The sequence below is a fragment of the Kribbella sp. NPDC051952 genome (assembly GCF_040680855.1).
Lineage (GTDB): Bacteria > Actinomycetota > Actinomycetes > Propionibacteriales > Kribbellaceae > Kribbella.
On record NZ_JBFAXQ010000008.1, the window covers coordinates 37,248 to 58,465 of the forward strand.

General features: G+C 67.7%; 25 protein-coding genes. 7 read left to right on the top strand and 18 right to left on the bottom strand.

All coding sequences use genetic code 11. The annotated features are described in order from the left end of the window. Position 1 precedes the first annotated feature (1 nt). Positions 2–469 (bottom strand): RDD family protein, encoded by a 468-nt coding sequence (locus AB0L70_RS16890; protein ID WP_363684844.1) that lies wholly within the window; start codon positions 467–469, stop codon positions 2–4. A gap of 211 nt (positions 470–680) precedes the next feature. Here AB0L70_RS16890 and glnA point away from each other — a divergent pair, with 211 nt between their 5' ends. After that, complete coding sequence (gene glnA / locus AB0L70_RS16895; RefSeq protein ID WP_363684846.1) at positions 681–2,105, top strand: type I glutamate--ammonia ligase; 1,425 nt, start codon at positions 681–683, stop codon at positions 2,103–2,105. A 54-nt stretch (positions 2,106–2,159) separates the two neighbouring features. Here glnA and AB0L70_RS16900 read toward each other — a convergent pair whose 3' ends face one another. Beyond that, positions 2,160–3,032, bottom strand: a complete 873-nt coding sequence (locus tag AB0L70_RS16900) for an aldo/keto reductase (protein WP_363684848.1) — start codon at positions 3,030–3,032, stop codon at positions 2,160–2,162. Positions 3,033–3,118: 86 nt separating this feature from the next. Between AB0L70_RS16900 and AB0L70_RS16905 the strand changes: the two genes are divergently transcribed. Beyond that, positions 3,119–3,688 carry a helix-turn-helix domain-containing protein gene (locus AB0L70_RS16905; protein ID WP_363684850.1) on the top strand — a complete coding sequence of 190 codons (570 nt, stop codon included), beginning with the start codon at positions 3,119–3,121 and terminating at the stop codon, positions 3,686–3,688. Position 3,689: 1 nt separating this feature from the next. Here the strand turns inward: AB0L70_RS16905 and AB0L70_RS16910 are convergent, their stop codons facing one another. From AB0L70_RS16910 to AB0L70_RS16920, 3 genes are all read right to left on the bottom strand, one after another. Beyond that, positions 3,690–5,567, bottom strand: coding sequence for a glycoside hydrolase family 76 protein (locus AB0L70_RS16910; RefSeq protein ID WP_363684852.1), 1,878 nt, complete (start codon positions 5,565–5,567; stop codon positions 3,690–3,692). A gap of 114 nt (positions 5,568–5,681) precedes the next feature. Beyond that, the gene (locus AB0L70_RS16915) at positions 5,682–6,647 is read right to left on the bottom strand and encodes an aldo/keto reductase (protein ID WP_363684856.1); all 966 of its coding nucleotides are present in this window, start codon (positions 6,645–6,647) and stop codon (positions 5,682–5,684) included. Between the two features lie 108 nt (positions 6,648–6,755). Next, positions 6,756–7,142, bottom strand: a complete 387-nt coding sequence (locus AB0L70_RS16920; RefSeq protein ID WP_363684858.1) for a DUF4234 domain-containing protein — start codon at positions 7,140–7,142, stop codon at positions 6,756–6,758. Between the two features lie 211 nt (positions 7,143–7,353). On the opposite strand from AB0L70_RS16920, the gene AB0L70_RS16925 reads away from it, so the two are divergent. From AB0L70_RS16925 to AB0L70_RS16935, 3 genes are all read left to right on the top strand, one after another. Then, entirely contained in the window at positions 7,354–8,409 is a 1,056-nt protein-coding gene (locus AB0L70_RS16925; RefSeq protein WP_363684860.1) for an LLM class flavin-dependent oxidoreductase, read from the top strand. A gap of 178 nt (positions 8,410–8,587) precedes the next feature. Then, positions 8,588–9,421 carry a peptidoglycan recognition family protein gene (locus tag AB0L70_RS16930; RefSeq protein WP_363684862.1) on the top strand — a complete coding sequence of 278 codons (834 nt, stop codon included), beginning with the start codon at positions 8,588–8,590 and terminating at the stop codon, positions 9,419–9,421. Between the two features lie 26 nt (positions 9,422–9,447). Then, the gene (locus tag AB0L70_RS16935; RefSeq protein ID WP_363684864.1) at positions 9,448–9,753 is read left to right on the top strand and encodes a pyrophosphatase; all 306 of its coding nucleotides are present in this window, start codon (positions 9,448–9,450) and stop codon (positions 9,751–9,753) included. Here the strand turns inward: AB0L70_RS16935 and AB0L70_RS16940 are convergent. From AB0L70_RS16940 to AB0L70_RS16965, 6 genes are read right to left on the bottom strand one after another with little or no spacing between them, the layout of a single operon-like run. Further along, on the bottom strand, positions 9,739–10,302 hold the full coding sequence (locus AB0L70_RS16940) for a hypothetical protein (protein WP_363684866.1): 564 nt from the start codon (positions 10,300–10,302) through the stop codon (positions 9,739–9,741). The genes AB0L70_RS16935 and AB0L70_RS16940 overlap by 15 nt on opposite strands. After that, positions 10,299–10,835, bottom strand: a complete 537-nt coding sequence (locus AB0L70_RS16945) for a hypothetical protein (protein WP_363684868.1) — start codon at positions 10,833–10,835, stop codon at positions 10,299–10,301. Before AB0L70_RS16945 ends, AB0L70_RS16940 begins: the two co-directional genes overlap by 4 nt. Then, a complete protein-coding gene (locus AB0L70_RS16950) occupies positions 10,832–11,173 on the bottom strand; it encodes a PadR family transcriptional regulator (RefSeq protein ID WP_363684870.1) in 342 nt (113 codons plus the stop codon). The genes AB0L70_RS16945 and AB0L70_RS16950 overlap by 4 nt, the downstream gene beginning before the upstream one ends. 53 nt (positions 11,174–11,226) lie before the next feature. Beyond that, entirely contained in the window at positions 11,227–12,777 is a 1,551-nt protein-coding gene (locus AB0L70_RS16955; RefSeq protein ID WP_363684872.1) for a DUF6297 family protein, read from the bottom strand. Then, the gene (locus tag AB0L70_RS16960; protein WP_363684874.1) at positions 12,774–13,439 is read right to left on the bottom strand and encodes an ABC transporter ATP-binding protein; all 666 of its coding nucleotides are present in this window, start codon (positions 13,437–13,439) and stop codon (positions 12,774–12,776) included. The genes AB0L70_RS16955 and AB0L70_RS16960 overlap by 4 nt, the downstream gene beginning before the upstream one ends. Next, positions 13,436–14,071 (bottom strand): class I SAM-dependent methyltransferase, encoded by a 636-nt coding sequence (locus AB0L70_RS16965; RefSeq protein WP_363684876.1) that lies wholly within the window; start codon positions 14,069–14,071, stop codon positions 13,436–13,438. The genes AB0L70_RS16960 and AB0L70_RS16965 overlap by 4 nt, the downstream gene beginning before the upstream one ends. A 93-nt stretch (positions 14,072–14,164) precedes the next feature. Here AB0L70_RS16965 and AB0L70_RS16970 point away from each other — a divergent pair, with 93 nt between their 5' ends. After that, a complete protein-coding gene (locus tag AB0L70_RS16970) occupies positions 14,165–15,145 on the top strand; it encodes a carbohydrate kinase family protein (protein ID WP_363684878.1) in 981 nt (326 codons plus the stop codon). Here the strand turns inward: AB0L70_RS16970 and AB0L70_RS16975 are convergent. Then, complete coding sequence (locus AB0L70_RS16975; protein ID WP_363684880.1) at positions 15,132–15,335, bottom strand: hypothetical protein; 204 nt, start codon at positions 15,333–15,335, stop codon at positions 15,132–15,134. The genes AB0L70_RS16970 and AB0L70_RS16975 overlap by 14 nt on opposite strands. Between AB0L70_RS16975 and AB0L70_RS16980 the strand changes: the two genes are divergently transcribed. Beyond that, a complete protein-coding gene (locus AB0L70_RS16980) occupies positions 15,334–15,516 on the top strand; it encodes a hypothetical protein (RefSeq protein ID WP_363684882.1) in 183 nt (60 codons plus the stop codon). The two genes, AB0L70_RS16975 and AB0L70_RS16980, sit on opposite strands and share 2 nt — an antisense overlap. A 132-nt stretch (positions 15,517–15,648) precedes the next feature. On the opposite strand, the gene AB0L70_RS16985 is transcribed toward AB0L70_RS16980, so the two are convergent. Genes AB0L70_RS16985 through AB0L70_RS17010 form a run of 6 tightly spaced genes read right to left on the bottom strand, consistent with a single transcriptional unit; the run spans position 15,649 to position 21,217 of the window. Continuing rightward, complete coding sequence (locus tag AB0L70_RS16985) at positions 15,649–16,320, bottom strand: GntR family transcriptional regulator (protein ID WP_363684884.1); 672 nt, start codon at positions 16,318–16,320, stop codon at positions 15,649–15,651. 50 nt (positions 16,321–16,370) lie between these two features. Further along, positions 16,371–17,651, bottom strand: a complete 1,281-nt coding sequence (locus AB0L70_RS16990) for an alpha/beta fold hydrolase (protein ID WP_363684886.1) — start codon at positions 17,649–17,651, stop codon at positions 16,371–16,373. Continuing rightward, on the bottom strand, positions 17,648–18,472 hold the full coding sequence (locus AB0L70_RS16995; protein WP_363684888.1) for an ATP-binding cassette domain-containing protein: 825 nt from the start codon (positions 18,470–18,472) through the stop codon (positions 17,648–17,650). Before AB0L70_RS16995 ends, AB0L70_RS16990 begins: the two co-directional genes overlap by 4 nt. Continuing rightward, positions 18,469–19,284 carry an ABC transporter ATP-binding protein gene (locus tag AB0L70_RS17000; RefSeq protein ID WP_363684890.1) on the bottom strand — a complete coding sequence of 272 codons (816 nt, stop codon included), beginning with the start codon at positions 19,282–19,284 and terminating at the stop codon, positions 18,469–18,471. Before AB0L70_RS17000 ends, AB0L70_RS16995 begins: the two co-directional genes overlap by 4 nt. Further along, a complete protein-coding gene (locus AB0L70_RS17005) occupies positions 19,281–20,264 on the bottom strand; it encodes an ABC transporter permease (RefSeq protein WP_363684892.1) in 984 nt (327 codons plus the stop codon). The genes AB0L70_RS17000 and AB0L70_RS17005 overlap by 4 nt, the downstream gene beginning before the upstream one ends. Further along, positions 20,261–21,217 (bottom strand): ABC transporter permease, encoded by a 957-nt coding sequence (locus tag AB0L70_RS17010; protein WP_363684894.1) that lies wholly within the window; start codon positions 21,215–21,217, stop codon positions 20,261–20,263. The genes AB0L70_RS17005 and AB0L70_RS17010 overlap by 4 nt, the downstream gene beginning before the upstream one ends. Position 21,218 lies beyond the last annotated feature (1 nt).

Below are 21,218 nucleotides of genomic sequence, written 5' to 3' on the forward strand. Positions count from 1 at the left end.
CTCAGCGGCGTACGACGACTGTGTTTGCGGCACGGTCGTGCAGCCCGCGGCGGTCGCGGTCGTAGACGACGGCGGGGATGAGCAGGCAGATCAGCAGCGCGCGTACGGCGCCACCGAGCAGACCGACCTGTGCCGCGTAGCCGGTCGCCCCCTCGGCTTTGAGATTGATCACACGCAGACCCAGCACACGGTGGCCGATCGTGCCGCCGGCCAGGCCGGTCAGGATCGCGGTCATCGCGAAGAACGTGACCAGCTGCGCGGTGCTGAAATCGTTGCCGCCGGCCCAGACGGGCTTCGACGTGACCGCGGACGCGATCAGCGAGGCGATCACCCAGTCCAGCAGCAGCGCGAGGAAGCGGCGGCCCCAGCCCGCGACCGAGCCCGGACCGTCCTCGGGCAGGCCGAGCCGGTTCCCCGGATACCGGAATTCTTCGGAGGGTCCTGTGCCCGGCTGCGCCGATGATGCCATGATGGCTAGCCTACGGAGGCGACCACGCCCCGCTCACAGTGACCTCCGCGGGACCTCTCAGGGGCTCACGAGATCTCAGGGCGTAGCCGACGTACACCAGTGGGTCAGCGCGGACACGCTGGGCGTAACATCCGCGAAACATCAGGGTCACGACCGAGTAATGCCGAGGCCCTACGTTCAGATGAATCTCTGAGCCACCCTAGGAGTACGTATGTTTTCCAGCGCTGAGGAGCTGCTCGCCTACGTCAAGGACGAGGGCATCGAAATCATCGATGTCCGGTTCTCCGACCTGCCGGGCATCATGCAGCACTTCACCGTCCCGGTGTCGTCGTTCGGGCCCGAGGTCTTCGAAGAGGGCCTGATGTTCGACGGTTCGTCGGTGCGCGGGTTCCAGCAGATCCACGAGTCCGACATGAAGCTGCTGCCCGACCCGACCACCGCCTTCCTCGACACGTTCCGCGGGACGAAGACGCTGGCGATCAACTTCTTCGTCCACGACCCGCTGACCGGCGAGGCGTACTCGCGTGACCCGCGCAACATCGCGCGGAAGGCGCAGGAGTACCTGAAGTCGACCGGGATCGCGGACACCGCGTTCTTCGCGCCGGAGGCCGAGTTCTACGTCTTCGACGACGTCCGGTTCGAGACCAAGGCCAACACCGGGTACTACGCGATCGACTCGGTCGCCGGCGCCTGGAACACCGGCCGGGTCGAGGACGGCGGCAACCGCGGCTACAAGGTCCGCTACAAGGGCGGGTACTTCCCGGTCGCGCCGACCGACCACTTCGGCGAGCTGCGTGACGACATCACGCTGGCGCTGGAGAAGGCCGGCCTGGTTGTCGAGCGGGCCCACCACGAGGTCGGCACCGCCGGTCAGGCGGAGATCAACTTCCGCTTCGACGAGCTGCTGAAGACCGCCGACAACCTGATGAAGTTCAAGTACATCGTCAAGAACACCGCCTGGGCGGCCGGCAAGACGGCGACCTTCATGCCGAAGCCGATCTTCGGTGACAACGGCTCCGGTATGCACGTCCACCAGTCGCTGTTCTCCAACGGCGAGGCCCTGTTCTACGACGAGGCCGGGTACGGCGGCCTGTCCGACGTGGCCCGCTGGTACATCGGCGGCCTGCTCAAGCACGCCCCGTCGCTGCTGGCCTTCACCAACCCGACGGTGAACTCCTACCACCGCCTGGTCCCGGGCTTCGAGGCGCCGGTCAACCTGGTCTACTCGCAGCGCAACCGCTCGGCCTGCATCCGGATCCCGATCACCGGATCGAACCCGAAGGCGAAGCGGATCGAGTTCCGCTGCCCCGACCCGTCGGCCAACCCGTACCTGGCCTTCTCGGCCCAGCTGCTGGCCGGCCTGGACGGCATCCGGAACAAGATCGAGCCGGCCGACCCGGTCGACAAGGACCTGTACGAGCTCCCGCCGGAGGAGCACGCGTCGATCCCGCAGGTGCCGACCTCGCTGCCGGCCGTGATCGACTCGCTCGAGGCCGACCACGCCTTCCTGCTCGAGGGCGACGTCTTCACCTCGGACCTGATCGAGACCTGGGTCGACCTCAAGCGCGAGCAGGAGATCCTCCCGATCCAGCAGCGTCCGCACCCGCACGAGTTCGAGCTCTACTACGACGTCTGAGTTCGCACCGAATTAGAGCAGCCCACCCGGTTTGGCCGGGTGGGCTGCTTTGTTTCAGGACAGGTGGTCGAGGGCGGCTAGTGCCTCGGCGTCCAGGCGGACGTCGGCGGCGCGGAGGTTGTCCTCGAGGTGGTCGACGCTGCGGGTGCCTGGGATCAGGGCGGTGTGTTCGTCGTGCGCGAGGATCCAGGCCAGGCAGACGGCGGCCGGCGTGGCCCCGAGGCGCGCCGCGATCTCCTGTACGACGGGATGCCCGGTCGGTGACGGGATCCGGTCGAACGCCGAGCCGAGCGGGAAGTACGGCACCCATGCGATGTCGTTCGCAGCGCAGATGGCCAGCAGTTCTTCGGCCGAGCGATCGAGCACGCTGTAGGCGTTCTGGACGCAGACCACACCCACCGGCAGCGCCTGCTCGAGCTGCTCGGCATTGACGTTGCTGAGGCCGATCGCCCCGATCAAACCTTCGTTGCGCAGGGCAATCAGCTCGGCCAGCTGGTCGTCGAGCGGGACGATCTGGTTGCCTTCAGCAATGAGGCCCGGCCCCTGGTCGGCCCGACGAAGGTTGACCACCGGCACCTGCTCCAGGCCGAGCGACGTGAGGTCGAGGTGGACCTGCTCGCGCAGATCCTCCGGCCGCTGCGCCAGCGCGAGCCGGACCGGCGTGTCCACCCGGCGCGCGCCCACCTTGCTGACGATCACGAGGTCGTCCGCGTACGGGTGCAGGGCGGCCCGGATGTGCTCGTTCACCGTGGTGTGTCCGTAGAACGAAGCGGTGTCGAGATGGTTGATGCCGAGCTCGACAGCGCGCCGCAACACTGCGCCGGCGGCCGCGGTGTCAACGTGTTCCAGTTGCATTGCGCCGTACCCGATCCGGGCGATCTCGTGCTGCCCGAGCTTCACGGTGCCGCCCGGTCGTTGGGATGTCATCAGCTGTGTCCTCAGGTAGAGTCGATGAAAACGGAGATTTCTCCATTTCTCTCGACCCTAACAACTAACTGGAGGTTTCTCCACTTATGCGGGCGGACGCTGCGCGCAAGCGCGAGCAGGTGGTGGCGGCGGCCGGCGACGAGCTCGCCGATCTCGGCGTGGCCGCACGTCAGGGCGCGCCGGTCCATCTGTCCCTCGACCGGGTGGCAGCCCGGGCCAAGGTCGGCATCGCCACGCTGTACCGGCACTTCCCGACCCGGGAGGCTCTTCTCGACGCCGTCTATCGGCACGAGCTGACCCGGCTGTGCGACGCCGCCCCCGGGCTGGCGGCCGGCGCACCCGCGGACGAGGCGTTGCTGACCTGGATGAACCGCTATCTCGACTTCGTCGACTCCAAACGGGCCATGGGCGCCGACCTGCGCACGATGATCGCCTCGGGCGCCGTCACCCAGGCAGAGACCCGCGCCAGGCTCGCCGCAGCCGTCGCGCACTTCCTGGCCGCGGGTACGGCGGCGGGCACGTTCCGGCCCGGCGTACCGCCCGACGATGTTGTCGCGGCGATGGCCGGCGCGGTGATCGCTGCCGCCCCGGAACAGCAGCGCGAGCAGACACAGCGTCTGCTCGCGCTCCTCGTCGAGGGCCTGCGCCCCCGCTAACTCAGTTGTAGGTGGCGGTGACGTGGTAGACGCGGCCGCCCCAACCGTCATCCGGGAAGGAGTCGGCAACACGGACATAGCCGGCCTTGTCCGGGCCGAGGTACGGCGTGAGGTCGATCGTCTGGTCGCCCTTGTTCTCACCGTCGTGGATCTGCTGCGTCTCGGTCGCGACCGTGGTCCACTGCTGACCGTCGCCACTGACCTGTACGACGTACTCATTGTCGATCGTCAGCGTCGCGGAGGCCGTGGTGGTGTCGCTCGGGAAGGGGAAGCGGTACACGAAGTACGAGTGCCCGTCCGCGAACCGGTTCTGGACCCCGTTGCTCTGCGAGCCGTCGGCGTCCCACAGCCACGGGTTCTCGGCCGCCGTACCGGTGTCGAAGTCGACGTTGTGCGCCACCAGGATGTCGGCCTGCGCGGTGAACGACAGCTGGGATCCGGACGCCGCGGCCGTGACCGAGTAGTGGCCGTCCGCCGTACCGGCCGGAATCGTCACGTCGAGGTCTACCGTCTTCTGGACGGGTACGGCGTTGCCGTGCGGACTCAGTTTCACCGTTGCCCGGCTCGGGGTCACAGTCCAACCCGCAGGAGCTCCGGCTCGCACCGCAACCTGCAGTGGAGCATGCCCAGTGGCCTGCACCTGGACCGTCAGCTTCACGTGAGTCGCGCTCCCGGTTGCGGGCATCACGACCGGCTGTGCGGGACTGATGGTCGCCGACAACGACTTGACCGGTGCCTGCCGAGGTACGGCGGCGATCAGCGCGCTGAGCGCACTGGCCTGGGTCCGCCAGTCGAAGACGTTCGGGGCCGCACCGGACCACCGCTCCCCCAATCGCCCGGCCGCGTCCCGGTCGTTGTTCCAGACCGTGGCAGCCTGCTGGTCGACGAAGTCGGTGTAGCGACGGTCGTGGGTGGTGTCGGCGAGGTCCATCCAGTACCGCATGAAGATGCCCTTGAACTGCTTGCCGTTGTCGTCACACGTGCGGCCCGGCGCATCGCAGTACTCGGTCAGGACGCCGTCGGTGACGAGTCCGCCCGGAGCGATTGCCGCGTCGGCCAATCGCCGTACGGTCGTCAGCAGTTTGGGGTCGTGGGTCGCACGCCAGAGCTCGAGGCCGGCACCGATCGCGAGCCCCTGGTTGTAGCTCCAGACCGTGCCGCCGTTGTTCTCGCAGTTGCTGTTCAGGCCGTCGTTGACCAGAGCGGCGGAGTTGATCATCCCGCTGCCGGTGAGCCAGTTCCAGCCTTCCTTCGACCGGCCGAGCCAGCGCCGGTCGCCGGGCATCCGGTTGTGCAGCTCGGCGGTGAGGCGGACCCAGAGCCCGTTGGTGACGGCGTTCTTGTACGTACGTTCGCCGTCCCACCAGACCCCGCCGCCGCAGCTGCTCGGGTCCCAGTAGCCCTCGACGTACTCGGCGATCTTGACGGCCATGTCGAGGTACTTGCGGTTCTTGGTCAGGTCGTACGCCTGGATCCAGGTCAGACCCCACCACTCGGAGTCGTCGATGGCCCGGCTGGTGAAGTTGCCGAGCAGCGGGTCACCGGACAGATAGCCCGCCGGGAACACGCCCTTGTCCTTCTCGAACGTGTTGTCCAGCTGCGGCAGGTACCGGCGATCGCCGGTCCGCTGCATGTAGTCGCCGATCGTCTGCAACGCGACGGCCGAGTTCCACCAGCTGGAGGGGAACCAAGCTTTCACCGGCTCGTACGAACTCATCAGCACGTCCGCCGCGACCCGCGCCCGCGCGGTGGCGGTCGGACCATCGGCGGCGTGGCCCGGATCGGCACCGGCGGACGGCGGTGACACCAGCCCGACGGCCAGCGTCACCGCACCTGCCAGGACTACGCGCAAGGTACGCGCGGAACGCAACACGGCCATGACGGACTCTCCTCGACTGCTTCGTGGCGGCTCTGCTCACCGAGGTTGGAAACGTTTCACACGGATTGTGCGGAAACATCGTCGCCGCGCCAGACAACGATGTCAATGGCGGGTCTACTGGAGGATGCCGGCGATCTCCTCCGCCTGTGCCGACGTGAGCGGGCCGTGCTGTAGCGCGCCGGCGTTCTCCTCGACCTGCGCGACCGTCTTGAAGCCGGGGATCGGGATGAAGGCCTCGCTGCGCGACCACAACCAGGACAGCGCACCTTGGGCCAGCGTGCGGCCGTCGGACGTGAGGACATCGCGGATCGCGTCGAGGCGACGGAGAGACTCGGCCTGATCGCCGCTGCGGAAGTCCCAACCGTGCCGTACGTCGTCAGCCGGGAGCGTGCTGTTCTGGTCGAACTTGCCAGTCAGCAGTCCCATCCCGAGCGGACCACGGACGATGCTCGCGAGCCCCTTCTGCTCGCACAACTCCAGCACCTCGTCGTTGCCGCCGAAGACGTTGAAGTGTTGCTGAATCGCCTTACAGTGCTCGCTTTTCGCGAACACCGCGGCCCGTTCCGGACTGTCCGTGCTCCAGCCGATCGCGCGAACCTTGCCCGCGGCCACCAGTTCCTCGAACACCGCGAGTACGTCGTCCGCCTTGGCCAGGTCGTATCCGCCGAGGTGGAACTGGTACAGATCGATGTGATCGGTGTTCAGCCGCCGGAGCGACTCGTCACAGGCCCAGCGGATGTAGTCCGGGTCGCCGTTCTCCCCCGGTGCCTCCCGGGTCTCCTCGACGTAGGTGTAGCCGGCCTTCGACGCGATCACGATCTCGTCGCGGACGTCGCCGAGCGCGGCGGCGATCAGCTTCTCGCTGTGCCCGCAGCCGTAGACGTCGGCGGTGTCGAAGAACGTGACGCCGAGGTCGTACGCACGCCGCAGCGCCCGCTTCGATTCCTCGTCGTCGATCGTCCCCCAACCCACCGGACTGCCCTGGCGCGCATGCGGTCCGCCGATCGCCCAGCACCCCATTCCGAGTGCACTGATCTTCGGTCCACCCGCACCGAGCGAACGCTGTGCTGCCGTCGTCATGAGATCCTCCGACTGTCACGGGAACGTTTCCAGCATCCTGACCACGTTCCCGTTCCACAGTCCAACAAGGATTGTTGCTGACCCCGACAACTCGCAGTACTGAGTCGCTCAGCCGAGCAGTTGGATCGGCGCGCGCGGCGGGGTGTCGCCGTACGACGTGACGATCTTGTTGAGTTCGACCTGGTAGTACAAGGTGCCCAGGCCGAGGACGAACATGAGCAGGAGACCGAGGCCCGGGCTGCAGGTGACCGGGAGGCCGGCGGCTCGCTGGCTGTCGGCGATGCGCTTGCCGGTGCGGAAGTACGAGATCATCGGCGCGATCAGCGTCCAGCCGAGGAACAGCAGGACGAGCATCGGGCCCGCGACCGGTACGACGCGACGACGGTCGAAGTGCGCCATCTCCGAGTGGATCTTGTAGTACCAGACCAGGTGGTAGATCCCGAACGTGACCAGCGGCAACCCCAGCCACACCCCCACCGGGTGCCGCTCCTTCATCTGCATTCCCTGCGCGACCGGCACCCTGGCTCTGCTCGGCACGATGATTTCCTGTCCCACGATTCCCCCAAAACCCGAATGACTGTCGATCGCTACATCGTCGTACCGTCACAAAGCGTTACAACAAGTCTCTTCCGATAACTGCCAGTGAAAGTCCGCCACGCGAGATGAGGTCAAAGTCGACTAATTGGGTGAACTTAGACTGATTTGTATGACTTTCCTCTGGTACATCCCGAACCAGGTCGCTCCCGGGCATCGTGGGGACGACGCCGTCCAGGGACACAACAGCATCGAGCGCTTGACCGAGTTGGCGCGGCTCACCGAGGAGCATGGGTGGGGTGGGGCGTTGCTCGGTACCGGATGGGGCCGGCCGGACACGTTCACGGTCGCGGCCGCGTTGGCCGCGCGTACGACGACCTTCCAGCCGCTGGTCGCGATCCGGCCGGGATACTGGCGACCGGCCCACTTCGCGTCGGCCGCGGGGACGCTGGATCAGCTGAGCGGCGGGCGGTTGCTCGTCAACATCGTGTCGGGCCAGGACAACCTCGCGGCGTACGGCGACTCCGAGGGCGATCAGGCCCAGCGGTACGCGCGGACCCGGGAGTTCCTCCAGCTGGTACGGCGATTGTGGACCGAGGAGGACGTGACGTTCAGCGGCGAGTACTTCTCGGTCACCGGGTCCACGGTCGCGACGCGTCCCGTCGTACGAGAAGGGCGGCCGCATCCGCGGTTGTACTTCGGGGGTGCGTCGGACGCGGCGCAGCGGGTGGCCGCGACGGATGCCGACGTCCAGCTGTTCTGGGGTGAACCCTTGGACGGGATCGCCGAGCGGATCAGCAAACTGCGCGGCCTCGAGTCCGAGCTCGGCCGCGAACACGCGCCACTCGAGTTCGGGCTGCGGATCACCACGCTCGTCCGCGACACCACCGAGGAGGCCTGGGCCGACGCCGAGGCGAAGGTCGCGAAGATGGCCGAGGCACAGGGATCCCGCGATCGCCGCTGGTTCAAGGCGGTCGGCCAGCAACGCCTGCTCGACCTGGCCGAGCGCGGCGAGGTCCTCGACGACAACCTCTATACGGCTCCCGGCAAGTACGGCGGCGGTGGCGCCGGTACGACGTGGCTCGTCGGCTCACCGGATGATGTCGCCAAGTCGCTCCGCAAGTACTACGACCTCGGCGTCACGCACTTCATCCTGTCCGACACGCCGTACCGCGAAGAGATCATCCGCGTTGGCGACCAACTCCTCCCCCTGCTGCCTCAGCACTGACCTCTTACTTCCACAGCACGACACGGGCACCGGAGGCGGGTCGGCAGGACAGGAACCCCATTCACTGGTTGGCTGGGTCTGTGCGCTTTCGCCTTGACGTCGAGCGCTGGGTGTGATCGGTTGATTACCGAGCGCCAGCGTTGGGTATGCGGTGCTGTGAGGCATGTGAGGAGCAGTGATGGTTCAATATCTGCCCCGGTCCGCGTGGAACGCGCGACCTCCGAACGGTGGGCCGGGGAATCTGACCGTGTCGCGGGTTCAAGGCGCGGTGATCCACTGGCCCGGGACCGGGTCGACCAGTGTCATCCACAGCCAGGCGGCGGTCGCGTCCGCCTTGCGTGGATGGCAGAACTTCCACATGGACGACCGTGGCTGGTCGGACATCGCGTACCAGATCGCGGTCGACCAGTCCGGCCGGGCCTGGACGCTGCGCGGCCTGCGCACCCAGTCCGGCGCCAACGGGAACAACGACGTCAACGAACGGTACGGCGCGATCCTGCTCGTCCTGGTCACCGGTGAGCAACCGACCGCCGCGATGAAGGCGACCACCCGCGGTGTGATCGCCGACTTCCGCAAGCTCTACCCCCGCGGGACGGCGATCCTGCCGCACTCCGCGGTCCGCCCGGACCCGACCGACTGTCCCGGGCCGGCGGCCCGCGCCGCAATCTCCCGCGGCGAATTCAATCCAGGCTCTTCGGAGGACGACATGACCCCCGCCCAGATGCAGGAACTGAAGAACTTCATCGAGGCACGCACCCAGGCGTATGCCCTGTGGACCCACCGCCAGCTCCGCAAGGACCTGTCCGCGGTGGTCCGCGCGTACGCCCTCGACATCAAGAACTACGAGCGCCAGACCGACGCCGCCGACGCGGCCCGCGCAGCCGCCGCGGTCTGGGCCACCGCTCCTGACAACTTCCCCACGGTCGACCAGCCCGACGTGCCCGCCGAGCCGGACCCCAACACCGACCCCAAGATCGACGAGCCTGCCCCGGAGCCGACACCACCGGTTTAGTCGGTGGGCCCTGCTTGGGTGATTCCGTGGATCTCACGGAGTTGTCGGAGCGGTTGGAGAAGTTGTCGGTGCGGTACGGCGAGCATCTCGGGTTCGAGCGGGATGCGGACTGGTTCCTGCTGAAGTTGCAGGAGGAGATGGGCGAGTTGACCCAGGCCTATCTCCAGCACACCGGGCGGGCGCGAGCCAAAGGGCTCACGCCCGAGGAGATCCGGACCGGCTTCCACCAGGAGTTCGCCGACGTGTTCTGCCAGCTGCTCCTGCTCGCGCGTCAGCACGACGTCGACCTGCCCGGTGAGATCGAGCGGAAGTGGTTGTCACGCGAGGCGTGAGCGACCGGGCCTCGCATTCCTGACAAGCTTGCCGAGGGCAAGGACCTCGGCCGCGGCGACCAGGACGATGATCGGGATGCCGAGCCAGATCGGCAGCGTGAAGCCGGTCTGCAGGGTCGCGATGAAGTAGACGAAGACGAAGCCGCCTGGCCAGACCAGGGTGCCCAGCAACTTCTCCCGCAGGGTCCAGCGATCCGACCTCCAGAACAGGACCGCACCCACCACCCAGCCGAGGATCGCGAACACGGCCCCGAACGCCAGCAGCAACAGCGCCGCGACGTCCCGGCCCCGATAGCGCGGCGTGTACCTGTCCACCAGGACGAGTCCGTCGGTCGAGGCCGCGACGAGGTCGTCCGGGTCCCCGAGCCGCTTGAGCATCTGCCGGACCTCGTCCTCGGACGTCGCCCCGGCGGCCCGAGCCTCGGCGATATGCGACGTCACCTCGGCGACGAGCTCCGTACGCCGGTCCGCCGGCAACGGCTCGGCCGCCTTCGTCAGATACTCCAGGTACGCGTCGACCAACTGGTCCGGATCATGCTGCACGCTCATGCCGACCGCCCCGGCCGGGCGTTCATCGCGAGTACGACGGTGACGGCGACCGCGATCAGCTCCGCACCCACGACATCCATCCAGATCTGCGGCTGGAAGACGAACTCGGCGACGACGGCAGCGGCCCAGGTGGCCGGCCAGGCCAGCGTGCCGAGCAACTTCTCGCCGCGGTTCCACCGGTCCGATGCCCAGAGCAACCAAACGCCGACCAACCAGCCGACCACCAGTAGGAGCGGCCCGAACAGCAACAGCGCGAGCGTGGCGAAGTCCCGCAGCCGCAGTCGCGGCGGCTGCTCGACCAGCACCAGCCCATCGGTGGCGGCGGCAACGATGTCGTCCGGATCCCCGAGCTCCCGCAGCATCTGCTGGACCTCGCTCTCCGAGTTGGCCCCGGCAGCGCGCGCCTCCGCGATATGCGACCGCACGTCCGCGAGGAGCTCGGTACGCCGTTCCGCCGGCAGCGGCTCGGCCGCCTTGGTCAGGTAGCTCAGGTAGGCGTCGACCATCTGGTCACCGTCCTGCTGCACGTTCATCCCCGTCTCCCACTCCGCAAGATCGCATCGACCGACGTCCGGAACCTCTCCCAGTCCGCCGTGAACGCCGCCAGCGCCTGGCTGCCCTCCACGGTGGAGGTGTAGTACCGCCGCGGCGGGCCGGAGCCGGACTCCTGCCAGCTGGTCTCGACCAGCCCTTCCCGCCGCAGGCGCGCGAGCAGCGGATAGATCGTGCCCTCCGTGGTCACCAATCCGTCCACCTCGCCGAGCGCCTTGACCAACTCGAAACCGTAGCGAGGCTCTCCCTGCAACAACGCCAGCACGCAGAACTCGAGCGTGCCGCGCCGCAGCTGGGTGAAGACCTTCTCGGCTACCATGTACCGCAAGGTACCTGCTAACGCCAAGATAAGACAACCCGAGGGTCAGTCCGTCATTCGGTCTTCGGGCGGACGGAGAACATCACGGTGAGGACGAACGCGGGGATGATCAGCATCCAGAGGGGAGGAAGGTTCAGCAGGACCGGGACCAGGCAGAGCAGCAGCAGGTCGAAGCCGCGCATCGGCTGGGAGAACAGGCCGGGTGGGATCGCGCCCATGGGCGAGGCGACGAGGGGTCCGGCGTACGACGGGGGCCGCGCCGAGGCCTGCCGGACCGCACCGGAAAGCATGCCCGCGGCAACGGCGAACGTGGCCGCGCCGTTCCCGATCGCCGGGTACGCCAGCGCCGCCCACACCATCGCGAAGAGCGCCGGGACGACAGCCATGATGATGCGCAGATCCCGCAGATCCATCCCGAGCGCGCGCACGAGTCCGGTCGATCGGCAGACCGACCGCAGCCCATCCATCAACGGACGGACGGCGACGAACCCGGCGAATCCGGCCGCGATCGGTACGAGTACGTCGAACCCCGCACCGGCCACCGCATACGGCACGACCAGTAGCGCGAACCCGATGATCAACCGCCGTGGCCACCGCAGAATCCGCAGGAACTCGCGCTGAACGAGCGCGCCACCATTCGCACCGCGACCGCGCCGCGAATGCACCCGCCCCTTCAGCCGCCAATGCCGGCCGGACACCACGTCCGCCAGCATGCTGATGTCGAGACTGCTCGCCGCGCCCGCCAGCCCGGCGAGCAACTCGCCCCCGGCAATCACAGTCGTCCGGGTGAGCTTGTCGAGGGTCTGCGACGTGACGACCACCAAGGCCACCACGACCACAAGGCAGACCAGAGCAACCACCAGAAAATGCGCCTGCTCGGCCGTCAGCAACGGATCCGGCTCGGCTGAGCTGATGCCGAATCCAAGGACGACGTTGGCCGACTGCACCGGCCGGTCGCGCCGGGTCGCCAGCCACACGGCCGGGATCGCGGCCGCGACCAGCAACAGGTCGGCGACTCGCAGCGTCCATCTGGACCGCCGCAGCGTCTGCTGCGCCCATACCGTCACGCAGGCAGCACAGACCAGTAAAGTGGCCGTGAGCAACGACGATTCCCAGATCGACCGCCACCCGGACCCGAGCACTGCCCAGGCGATCACCGAGGCAACCGCACCGATCACCGCGACCGCGCCGATCACCAGCCAGTACGCCGGCCGCAGCAAGGCGGTCCGTTTCACCGGTGTGGCGAGGAGCCAGAACCCGGCCGCCCGTGACGCCGCCACCGGCCCGACACTCAGCAGCACCCGCAACGTGGTTGCCACCAGCAACGGGACGAGGATCCACGGCAGGTAGCGAACGAGATCGAAGCAGGACATCGACGTACAGCTGGCGACGTTGTTGTTCAGGTGGTGGACGACGTTGCCGCCGGTCGCACCGACCATGGCCAGCGTGAACACGACCAGGTAGACGTCCTCGAACACCTGGGAGAACGAGCGATCCGCGTGCCGGCGTCGCGTCGTACGCATCCATTGCCGCAGCCGGCGCGACGTCGGGATCGCGCCGAAGTCTGACGGGTCGAAGACGACCGGACCATCTGCTGAACTCATGGCAGCGGGGTCAGGGTGACGACGGAGTCCGCGACCGCCTCCACCAGGGCCGGGTCGTGGCTGGCGAACAAGATCGACGTACCGGACTTCTTCTCCTCGATCAGGCGGTCCGAGAGCCACTGGACGCCGTCGGTGTCGAGGCGGGCCTCGGGTTCGTCGAGGACCATCAGCTTGCGCGGCCGGACCAACGCCGTCGCCAGGGCGAGGCGACGACGCTGACCCGACGACAACGAGCCGGGCAACTGGTCCGCGGCGGTGAGCAGACCGATGTCGTCCAGGAGGGTGTCGACCAGGTCCTCCGGCTCCGGGTTGCCGTGCGCGCGGGCGAGCAGGTCCAGGTGTTCGGCCGCGGTCAGGTCCGGGAAGAAGTCGAGGTCGTCGAGCAGCGTGGCGACATCGCGCCGTACCGACTCAGCCCGTTCGTCGATCGGCAGGCCGTCGAGCAGGATCGTGCCTGCCGCGGGCTCGGCCGAGCCGACGATGCACTTGAGTACGGTCGTCTTGCCGGCGCCGTTCGGGCCGACCAGCGCGATCGCCTGACCGGCGGCCAGCGTGAAGGTCAGCCCTTCGATCACCGGCCGGTCGCCGTACTTGTGCTGGAGATCCTTCACGCTCAGCCGCGCGCTCGACTTGCCGCCTGATTTGCTCGCCTTCGGATTCACTTCTTGCGGACCAGTGTCAATCCGTCGCCGATGCCGACCATGACCACGTCGACCCGGTCGTCCTTGGCGACGTGCGCGTTGAACTCCTTGCGGTCGGCCGGGCCGTCCGCGTTGACCACCCGGCCGCCGGCGAGCGTGTTGTCGAACATCATCAGCCCGTTCGGCCGGATCAGCGGCAGCACGTCCTCGAAGTACTGGATGTACCAGTCCTTGTCGGCGTCGATGAAGGCCAGGTCGAACTCGCCGTCGAGCTTCTTGGCCGACTCGTGCGCGTCACCGATCCGCAGGTCGATCTTGTCCGCCACCCCGGCCCGCTCCCAGTACCGCCGGCCGATCGAGGTCCACTCGTCACTCACGTCCAGGCAGATCAGCTCGCCGTCGTCGGGCAGCCCGCGAGAGATCGCCAGCGCGGAGAAGCCGGTGAAGGTGCCGATCTCGACCGCCCGCCGCGCCGAGACCAGCCGGGTCAACGTGGTCAGCAGGGCCGCCTGGTCGGCGGTGGTCAGCATCCCGGCGGCGTCGCCGAGCGTCTGCGTCTCGGCCACCAGCTCGGTCGCGATCTCGTCCAGCGGCATCCCGTGCGCGACCATGTAGTCGTGCAGTTCTTCGGTCACCGGTACCTGATGGCCCATGAATTCCCGCCCTCCATGTATTAGATCGGTCGCCTGTAGTCTCTATTGGCCGTCTGCACGTCGCACACCGACCCCACCCGAGGAGCACCCCGTATGCGCATCGCCGTCGCCGGATCGATCGCGACCGACATCCTGATGACGTTCCCGGGCCGGTTCAAGGACCAGTTCCTGGAAGAACAGATGCACAAGGTCTCGCTGTCCTTCCTGGTCGACGAGCTGGTGGTCCACCGGGGCGGCGTCGCCGCGAACATCTGCTACGGCATGGCCCAGCTCGGGCACCCGTCGGTGCTGGTCGGGTCGGTCGGTGCCGATTTCGCCGAGTACGGCGCGGCCCTGACGGAAGCCGGCGTGGACGTGTCGCACGTGCGCGTGTGTGAAAACGTACACACCGCCCGGTTCACCTGTACGACGGACCTCGACGCCAACCAGATCGCCTCCTTCTACACCGGCGCGATGGCGGAGGCACGGGAGCTCGACCTGGGCGAGATCCACGCCAAAACCGGCGGGATCGACCTGGTGCTGGTCGGCGCGGACGACCCCGAGGGCATGCTCAAGCACACCAAGCTGGCCAAACAGCACGGCATCGCGGTGGCGGCGGACCCGTCCCAGCAGATGGCCCGGATGGACGGTGCGGACATCCGCACGCTCATCGACGGAGCGGCGTACCTGTTCAGCAACGAGTACGAAGCCGGTCTGATGGTGCAGAAGACCGGCTGGAGCCACGAGGAGATCCTGTCGCGCGTCGGCGTACGCATCACCACGCACGGTGGTGACGGCGTGGTGATCGAGAACGCCGACGGCATCCTCGCCAAGGTCGCCGCCGTGCCCGCACCGGGTCTGGTCGACCCGACCGGCGGCGGCGACGCCTTCCGGGCCGGCTACCTGACCGGGCGCGCCGCCGGCCTCGACCACGAGGCGGCGGCCCACCTCGGCTGCACGCTCGCGACCACGGTCCTCGAGACGGTCGGCACCCAGGAGTACAGCCTCGACCAGGCCGCCTTCCTGGATCGCCTCTCCACCACCTACGGCACCACGGCCGCAGGCGCGGTCGGCGGCGCGATCAAGCCTTCTTGACCCGATCGATGGTGAACGTCGCCTGCTTGCTGTTCGCGAGCCCGACTCGGATCCGGTAGCCGGCGAGGGTCGCGGACTGCTTCGGCCCGAGCGTGATGTGCTTCGAGCCGGAGTAGAAGCGAAGTGCGGTCTTCAGCCGCTCGTAGTCGATCATCGGACCGTCGGCGCAGCTGAAGCTCGATCCACTCATGAAGATGTTCGTCCCGGAGAACGAGAACGACCCGTCCTTGAACGTCCCAGCACACCCCGACGCAGGCACCACAGGCGCCGACGTGGATGGAGGCTTCGGGCTGGGAGGCGGGGTGAGCTTCGGGGTCGGCTTTGGGGTAGGACTCGCGGAAGTCGGCGTCGGCTTCTCGGGCGCGGCCTGAGGCTTCTCCCCTCCACCACACCCGGCCAGGACCAAGCCGACAAGTACAACAGCTGACAACCGTGCGTAACCCATGGTCGGCAGCCTGTCAGTTCAGGACCGGCGTACCAGCGGGCTGACCGCAACCTGCCAGTCAGCGGGCCCAGAGGCCGCGGACGTGGCCGATGTGGCGGCGCATCAGTTGTTCGGCGCCTTCGGCGTCGGCTGACTCGACCAGGTCCATCAGTTCGTGGTGTTCCGCGGCCGACTGGACGAGTCGGCCGCTCTCCACCAGCGGTGTCAGGCCGAGCAACCGAGTCTGCGACCGCAGGTCCGACACGACATCGACCAGCTTCTGGTTGCCGGAGTACGCGAGCAGCGTGACGTGGAAGACCCGATCCGCCTCGATGTACGCGATCAGGTCGCCCGCCTCGGCCGCCACCACGATGTCCTCGGCCAGTGCCCGCAGCCGTGGGAAGTCGTCGGCCGGGATCGCCGGTACGACGTCCCGGATCGTCGGCGGCTCGATCAACTGCCGGAGCGACGCCAGGTCGTCGAGGTCCTCGTCGGACATCTCGGTGACCCGGAAGCCCTTGTTCCGCAGCGAGATCACCAGGCCCTCGCGGACCAGGTCGAGCATCGCCTCGCGCACCGGCGTCGCGGACACACCGAACCGGGCACCGAGCATCGGCGCCGAGTACACCTCCCCCGGCTCCAGCTCACCGGAGATCACCGCCGCCCGCAGCGCGTTGGCGACGCTGTCGCGCAGGTTCTCCCTTTGCTGCAATCTCCGTACGCTCGGCATCGGCCCGATCGAGTCAGCCATCCGCCCACCTCCCAGTCCCCGCTCGCCGCCCATTGTGATGCACCCACCCCTCAGCGGGCCGGTACGCCACCCCCGACGGATCGAACCAGCTCGGTCAGGCGGGCGAACACCCGCTCCGCGCCCAGTCCGTCGTGTTCGTACTCGTTCGTCACCCAGGCCTGCAGATTCCCCACCCGCGCCGCGGTGTCCAGTTGCAGCGCGGAATCGACGTACATGTCGTCGTAGTAGACCGCCGCAGCCACCGGTACGTCGTTCGCCGCCAGCTGCTCCAGGTCGTACAGCTCCGGCCACTGCGGCCGCGCCGCCAGTACCTCGACCGCGCCCTGGAACGGACGCAGTCCGCTGATCTCCTCGAACATCCAGGGAAACATCATCTCGCCGGTGAACAACAACGGCCGCGCGTCCTCGGCGAACTCGGGCCGCCGCTCGCGCTCCGCCTGCGCCGCCCACGCCGTTGCCCCGTCGCCCGATCCGTAGATGCTCTCCTGCAACGCGGCGAACAACGGATTCGATCGGTACGACGACAACCCCATCGCCTGGTTGAGGAACGTGTCCGAGAGCTCGTCCCCGTCGAACGCCTCGTCGAGCAGCCAGTGGATCCGCTCGTACCCGGGCTTCATCCCGAAGTCGATCCCGAGCGACTGGAACCGCCGTACGGTCAGCCGGTCACCATCCGGCAGCAGTACGTCGGACGCCGCCAGCCGGTCCGCGATCCGGCCGACCCGCTCCACGTTGTGTGGGAAGCGGTGGTAGAACACCCGGGTCTTGGCCTCCACCCGCGGATAGGTCCGCCGATAGACCTCGGCCGCCGACGGGTCGATCGAGGCCAGGCCGCCCGTGACGTAGCAGGCGGTCAATGCCCCGGGCGCATTGGAGAGGTACGTCAGCGTGAGGAACCCGCCGTAGCTCTGACCCAGCGTCGACCACTTGCGTCCACCGAAGAGCGTCATCCGCAGGTGTTCGGCATCCTCGATGATCGAGTCCGCCCGGAAGCAGGCCAGGTAGTCAGCGCCCTCCTCGGCCGACAGCGCAGACATCCGGCGCCCGGAGGCCGGCGTACTGCGGCCGGTGCCGCGCTGATCCATCAGGACGACCCGATAGGTCTTCAGCGCCTCCCCGACCCACCCCGAGGGTTCCGCCGGACGCGGGCCTTTCCCGCCCGGACCGCCTTGCAGGAACAGCAGGCACGGCAGGTCGTCGTCCTTGCGGACCGGGTCGACGAGCTCGCGCGCGAAGAGCGTGATCGCCTCGGACTCCGGGTCCGACCAGTCGAGCGGGACCTCCACCTCGTGCTCACGAACGTGCATCCCCGGAATGGTGTAGCTGATCATGAGACCTCCTTCTGGCGGCGTCTGGCGTCCCACTCCGGATTGATCCGCGGTACGGCGGCCAGCAGCGTCTTCGTGTAATTGTCCTGAGGATCGCCGAAGACCTGATCGCGCGACCCCAGCTCCACGATTCTGCCCTTGTTCATCACCGCGACCCGCTGCGAGATCTGCCGGACCACGGCCAGGTCGTGCGCGATGAAGATGTAGCTGAACCCGCTCTCCCGCTGCAGCCGCATCAGCAACTCGAGCACCTGCGCCTGGATCGACACGTCCAGCGCGGAGACCGCCTCGTCGCAGATCACCAACTTCGGGTTCACCGCGAGCGCCCGGGCGATGCCGATCCGCTGCGCCTGCCCGCCGGAGAACTGCGCCGGATACCGCTGGCAGTGGTCCGGGTTCAGCCCGACCCTTTCCATCAGTTCCTGCGCGTACGCGCGTCGCCCACCGGCCGGCGCAATCCCCTGATAGGTCAGCGGCGCGGTGACGATCCGTTCGACGGTGTACCGCGGGTTCAGCGACGAGAACGGGTCCTGGAACACCACCTGTACGTCGTTGCGGAACCGGGCCAGGTCCTTCCCGGTCGACCGGGTCACGTCCTGCCCGTCGAACACGACCGTACCGCTGGTCGGTTCGAGCAACCGGGCCGCGATCCGGGCCGTGGTCGACTTCCCGCTGCCCGACTCCCCCACGATCGCGAGCGTCTCGCCCAGCTCCACCTCGAAGCTGACGTCGTCGACCGCGGTGAACGTGGACTTCCGCGCCAGCGCCCCTTCGCCGCGGGTGGCGAACTCCTTCGTGACTCCTCGTACCTCGAGCAACGTCATCGTGACACTCCTCCAGGCACCTCGTCGTCAATCCTCGGTACGGCGTCCAGCAGCGTGCGCGTGTACTCGTGCCGCGGAGCCGAGAACACCTGCTCGGCCGTGCCGTACTCGACCGGGTCGCCCGCGCACATCACCAGCACCCGCTGGGCGATCGAGCTGATCACCGCCAGGTCGTGGGTGATGAAGATCATCCCGGTCCCGGTGGTCGACTGCAGCTCGGCCAGCAACTCCAGGATCTGCGCCTGGACAGTCACATCGAGCGCGGTCGTGGGCTCGTCCGCGATCAGCAGCGCCGGCGAACAGCACAACGCCATCGCGATCATCACTCGTTGCCGTTGGCCACCAGAGAACTGGTGCGGGTAGTGGTCGATCCGGCGCGGCGGATCGGGGATCCCGACCCGGTCCAGCGCCTCTATCGCCACCTGCCGGGCGGCCCGGCGCGAACCACCGCGGTGCGCCCGGTACATCTCCTCGATCTGCAGACCCACGGTGTAGTAGGGATTCAGCGACGACAACGGGTCCTGGAACACCATCGCGATCTGGTTCCCGCGCACCGACTGCAGCTCCCGCTCCGACCGGCCGAGCAACTCCGCACCGTCCAGCCGGATACTGCCCTTCGTCTCCGCTCCCCTCGGAAGAAGTCCGAGTACGGCGAGAGCCGTCATCGACTTGCCCGACCCGGACTCGCCGACGATGCCGAGCGTGTCGTCGCGACTGACGCTGAACGACACGTTCTTGACCACATCCACCGGGCCGCGACCGGTCGGCAGCGTGACGGTCAGGTCCTCCACCACGAACAGGTCATCGGTCATGACGACGTCACCCTCACCCTCGGGTCGAGCGCGGTGTACACGAGGTCGACCACCACGTTGCCGATGACAACGAAGAACGCGGCCAGCAGGGTCACCGCCATGATCACCGGCTGGTCGTTCTTCGCGATCGAATCGGCGGCCATCTTGCCGATCCCGTTCAGCCCGAACACGGTCTCTGTGATCAGCGCACCACCGAGCAGACCGGCGAAGTCCATCCCGAAGATCGTGGTGATCGGCGTCAACGCCGGCCGCAGTGCGTGCCGTCGCAGGATGAGTGGACGACTCAGTCCCTTGGCGCGTGCGGTCCGGAAGTAGTTCTCCGACAACGTGTCGATCACATTGCTTCGGGTCAACCGTGCGTACAGACAGGCGTAGCCGACGGCCAGCACGGTCCACGGCATCAGGTACGACTCGAACCACAGCACGGGATCGGCCGCGAAGGACGGTGCCGACGGGAACGGCAAGATCTGCAGCTTCACGACCAGGACGTACTGCAATACGAGTGCGAGCACGTAGTTCGGCACACTGACGCCACCCAGTGCGAGCGCCATCGCCGTACGGTCCCACCAGGTGCCCTGCTTGATCGCACTGACCAGGCCGCCGAGCACCCCGGCGAGCAACCACAGTACGGCGGCGCCGACCGCGACCGTGATGCTGATCGGCAGCCGCGCGGTGATCATGCTCCACACCGACTCGTTCGTCTGGAAGCTGTACCCGAGACACGGCGCCGGGCAGTGCACCGAGCCGTAGTCGCGGCCCGCGAAGATGCCGCTCAAGAAGTCCCAGAACTGGCTCAGCAGCGGCTGGTTCAGCCCGAGGACGTTGCGGATCGAGTCGATCCGGTCCGGCGTACAGGTCTTGCCGCAGATCATCACCGCGGGATCCGGCGAAAGCTTGAAGAAGATCAGATAGGTGAACAGACAGACCGCGAGCAGGATGACGACCACCCCGCCGAGCCGGCCGAGGACGTAGCGGATCACGCGGCCTCTCCTTGGTCGATGGCCGAGCGGATCTTGTCGCCGAGGACGGTCAGCGAGAGCACGGTGAGGAACAGGAACGCACCCGGGATCGCGAAGAACATCGGGTCGACCGAGTACCAGCTCACCGAGCTCGCGATCATCTGGCCCCACGACGCGGTCGGCGGTGAGACGCCGACTCCGAGGAAGGACAGGCCGGCCTCGGTGCCGATGTAGCCCGGGATCGCCAGCGTCGTCATCACGATGATCGAGCCGCGCAGGTTCGGCAGGATCTCCCGGAACACGACCTGCGTGTTCTTCGCCCCCGACGCCCGCGCGGCCTCGACGAACTCCCGGTTGGCCAGCGTCATCGTCTGCCCGCGGATCACCCGGGCCAGGTAGGGCCAGCCGAACGCGCTGATCACCACGACCAGCAGGACCGGGCGGTTCCCGGCCGGCAGCGACGACAGGATCGCGATCATGAAGATCAGCGCGGGGAACGCCATCAGGAAGTCCATCAGCCGCGAGATCACCTGGTCGACCCAGCCGCGGTAGAACCCGGCCAGCATGCCGAGCACGACTCCGAGGATCCCGGTCAGCACCGTCGCCGACAACGAGATCGTGATCGACACGCGCGCGCCGTACACGATCCGGGCGAACAGGTCGCGGCCGTTCTGCGGCTCGACGCCGAACCAGTGATTCCCGCTGATCCCGCCGAGGGTTCCGTGCGGTACGCCGCCCAGGTCGGAGTTGATCGCCGCGGAGTCGAACTTGTACGGTCCCCAGCCGCTGAGCTTGGTGATCAGCGGTGCGGCGATCGCCATCAGGACGACGATCGCCAGGAACACCAGGCACGCCAGCGCACCCTTGTCCCGGGTGATCCTGGTGAGGATCCGCCGGCCCGAGGTGGGGGGACCACCGGCCGCCGCCGGGGTCCCCACCTCCTCGATCTCGGCCAGCGTCGGGGTTGTGGTCATC

Bases quoted from the DNA above. Each gene is read 5' to 3' on its own strand.
- AB0L70_RS16890 (WP_363684844.1), bottom strand. From the start codon at position 469: ATGGCATCATCGGCGCAGCCGGGCACAGGACCCTCCGAAGAATTCCGG.
- glnA (WP_363684846.1), top strand. From the start codon at position 681: ATGTTTTCCAGCGCTGAGGAGCTGCTCGCCTACGTCAAGGACGAGGGC.
- AB0L70_RS16900 (WP_363684848.1), bottom strand. From the start codon at position 3,032: ATGACATCCCAACGACCGGGCGGCACCGTGAAGCTCGGGCAGCACGAG.
- AB0L70_RS16905 (WP_363684850.1), top strand. From the start codon at position 3,119: ATGCGGGCGGACGCTGCGCGCAAGCGCGAGCAGGTGGTGGCGGCGGCC.
- AB0L70_RS16910 (WP_363684852.1), bottom strand. From the start codon at position 5,567: ATGGCCGTGTTGCGTTCCGCGCGTACCTTGCGCGTAGTCCTGGCAGGT.
- AB0L70_RS16915 (WP_363684856.1), bottom strand. From the start codon at position 6,647: ATGACGACGGCAGCACAGCGTTCGCTCGGTGCGGGTGGACCGAAGATC.
- AB0L70_RS16920 (WP_363684858.1), bottom strand. From the start codon at position 7,142: ATGAAGGAGCGGCACCCGGTGGGGGTGTGGCTGGGGTTGCCGCTGGTC.
- AB0L70_RS16925 (WP_363684860.1), top strand. From the start codon at position 7,354: ATGACTTTCCTCTGGTACATCCCGAACCAGGTCGCTCCCGGGCATCGT.
- AB0L70_RS16930 (WP_363684862.1), top strand. From the start codon at position 8,588: ATGGTTCAATATCTGCCCCGGTCCGCGTGGAACGCGCGACCTCCGAAC.
- AB0L70_RS16940 (WP_363684866.1), bottom strand. From the start codon at position 10,302: ATGAGCGTGCAGCATGATCCGGACCAGTTGGTCGACGCGTACCTGGAG.
- AB0L70_RS16945 (WP_363684868.1), bottom strand. From the start codon at position 10,835: ATGAACGTGCAGCAGGACGGTGACCAGATGGTCGACGCCTACCTGAGC.
- AB0L70_RS16950 (WP_363684870.1), bottom strand. From the start codon at position 11,173: ATGGTAGCCGAGAAGGTCTTCACCCAGCTGCGGCGCGGCACGCTCGAG.
- AB0L70_RS16955 (WP_363684872.1), bottom strand. From the start codon at position 12,777: ATGAGTTCAGCAGATGGTCCGGTCGTCTTCGACCCGTCAGACTTCGGC.
- AB0L70_RS16965 (WP_363684876.1), bottom strand. From the start codon at position 14,071: ATGGGCCATCAGGTACCGGTGACCGAAGAACTGCACGACTACATGGTC.
- AB0L70_RS16970 (WP_363684878.1), top strand. From the start codon at position 14,165: ATGCGCATCGCCGTCGCCGGATCGATCGCGACCGACATCCTGATGACG.
- AB0L70_RS16980 (WP_363684882.1), top strand. From the start codon at position 15,334: ATGAAGATGTTCGTCCCGGAGAACGAGAACGACCCGTCCTTGAACGTC.
- AB0L70_RS16975 (WP_363684880.1), bottom strand. From the start codon at position 15,335: ATGAGTGGATCGAGCTTCAGCTGCGCCGACGGTCCGATGATCGACTAC.
- AB0L70_RS16985 (WP_363684884.1), bottom strand. From the start codon at position 16,320: ATGGCTGACTCGATCGGGCCGATGCCGAGCGTACGGAGATTGCAGCAA.
- AB0L70_RS16990 (WP_363684886.1), bottom strand. From the start codon at position 17,651: ATGATCAGCTACACCATTCCGGGGATGCACGTTCGTGAGCACGAGGTG.
- AB0L70_RS16995 (WP_363684888.1), bottom strand. From the start codon at position 18,472: ATGACGTTGCTCGAGGTACGAGGAGTCACGAAGGAGTTCGCCACCCGC.
- AB0L70_RS17000 (WP_363684890.1), bottom strand. From the start codon at position 19,284: ATGACCGATGACCTGTTCGTGGTGGAGGACCTGACCGTCACGCTGCCG.
- AB0L70_RS17010 (WP_363684894.1), bottom strand. From the start codon at position 21,217: ATGACCACAACCCCGACGCTGGCCGAGATCGAGGAGGTGGGGACCCCG.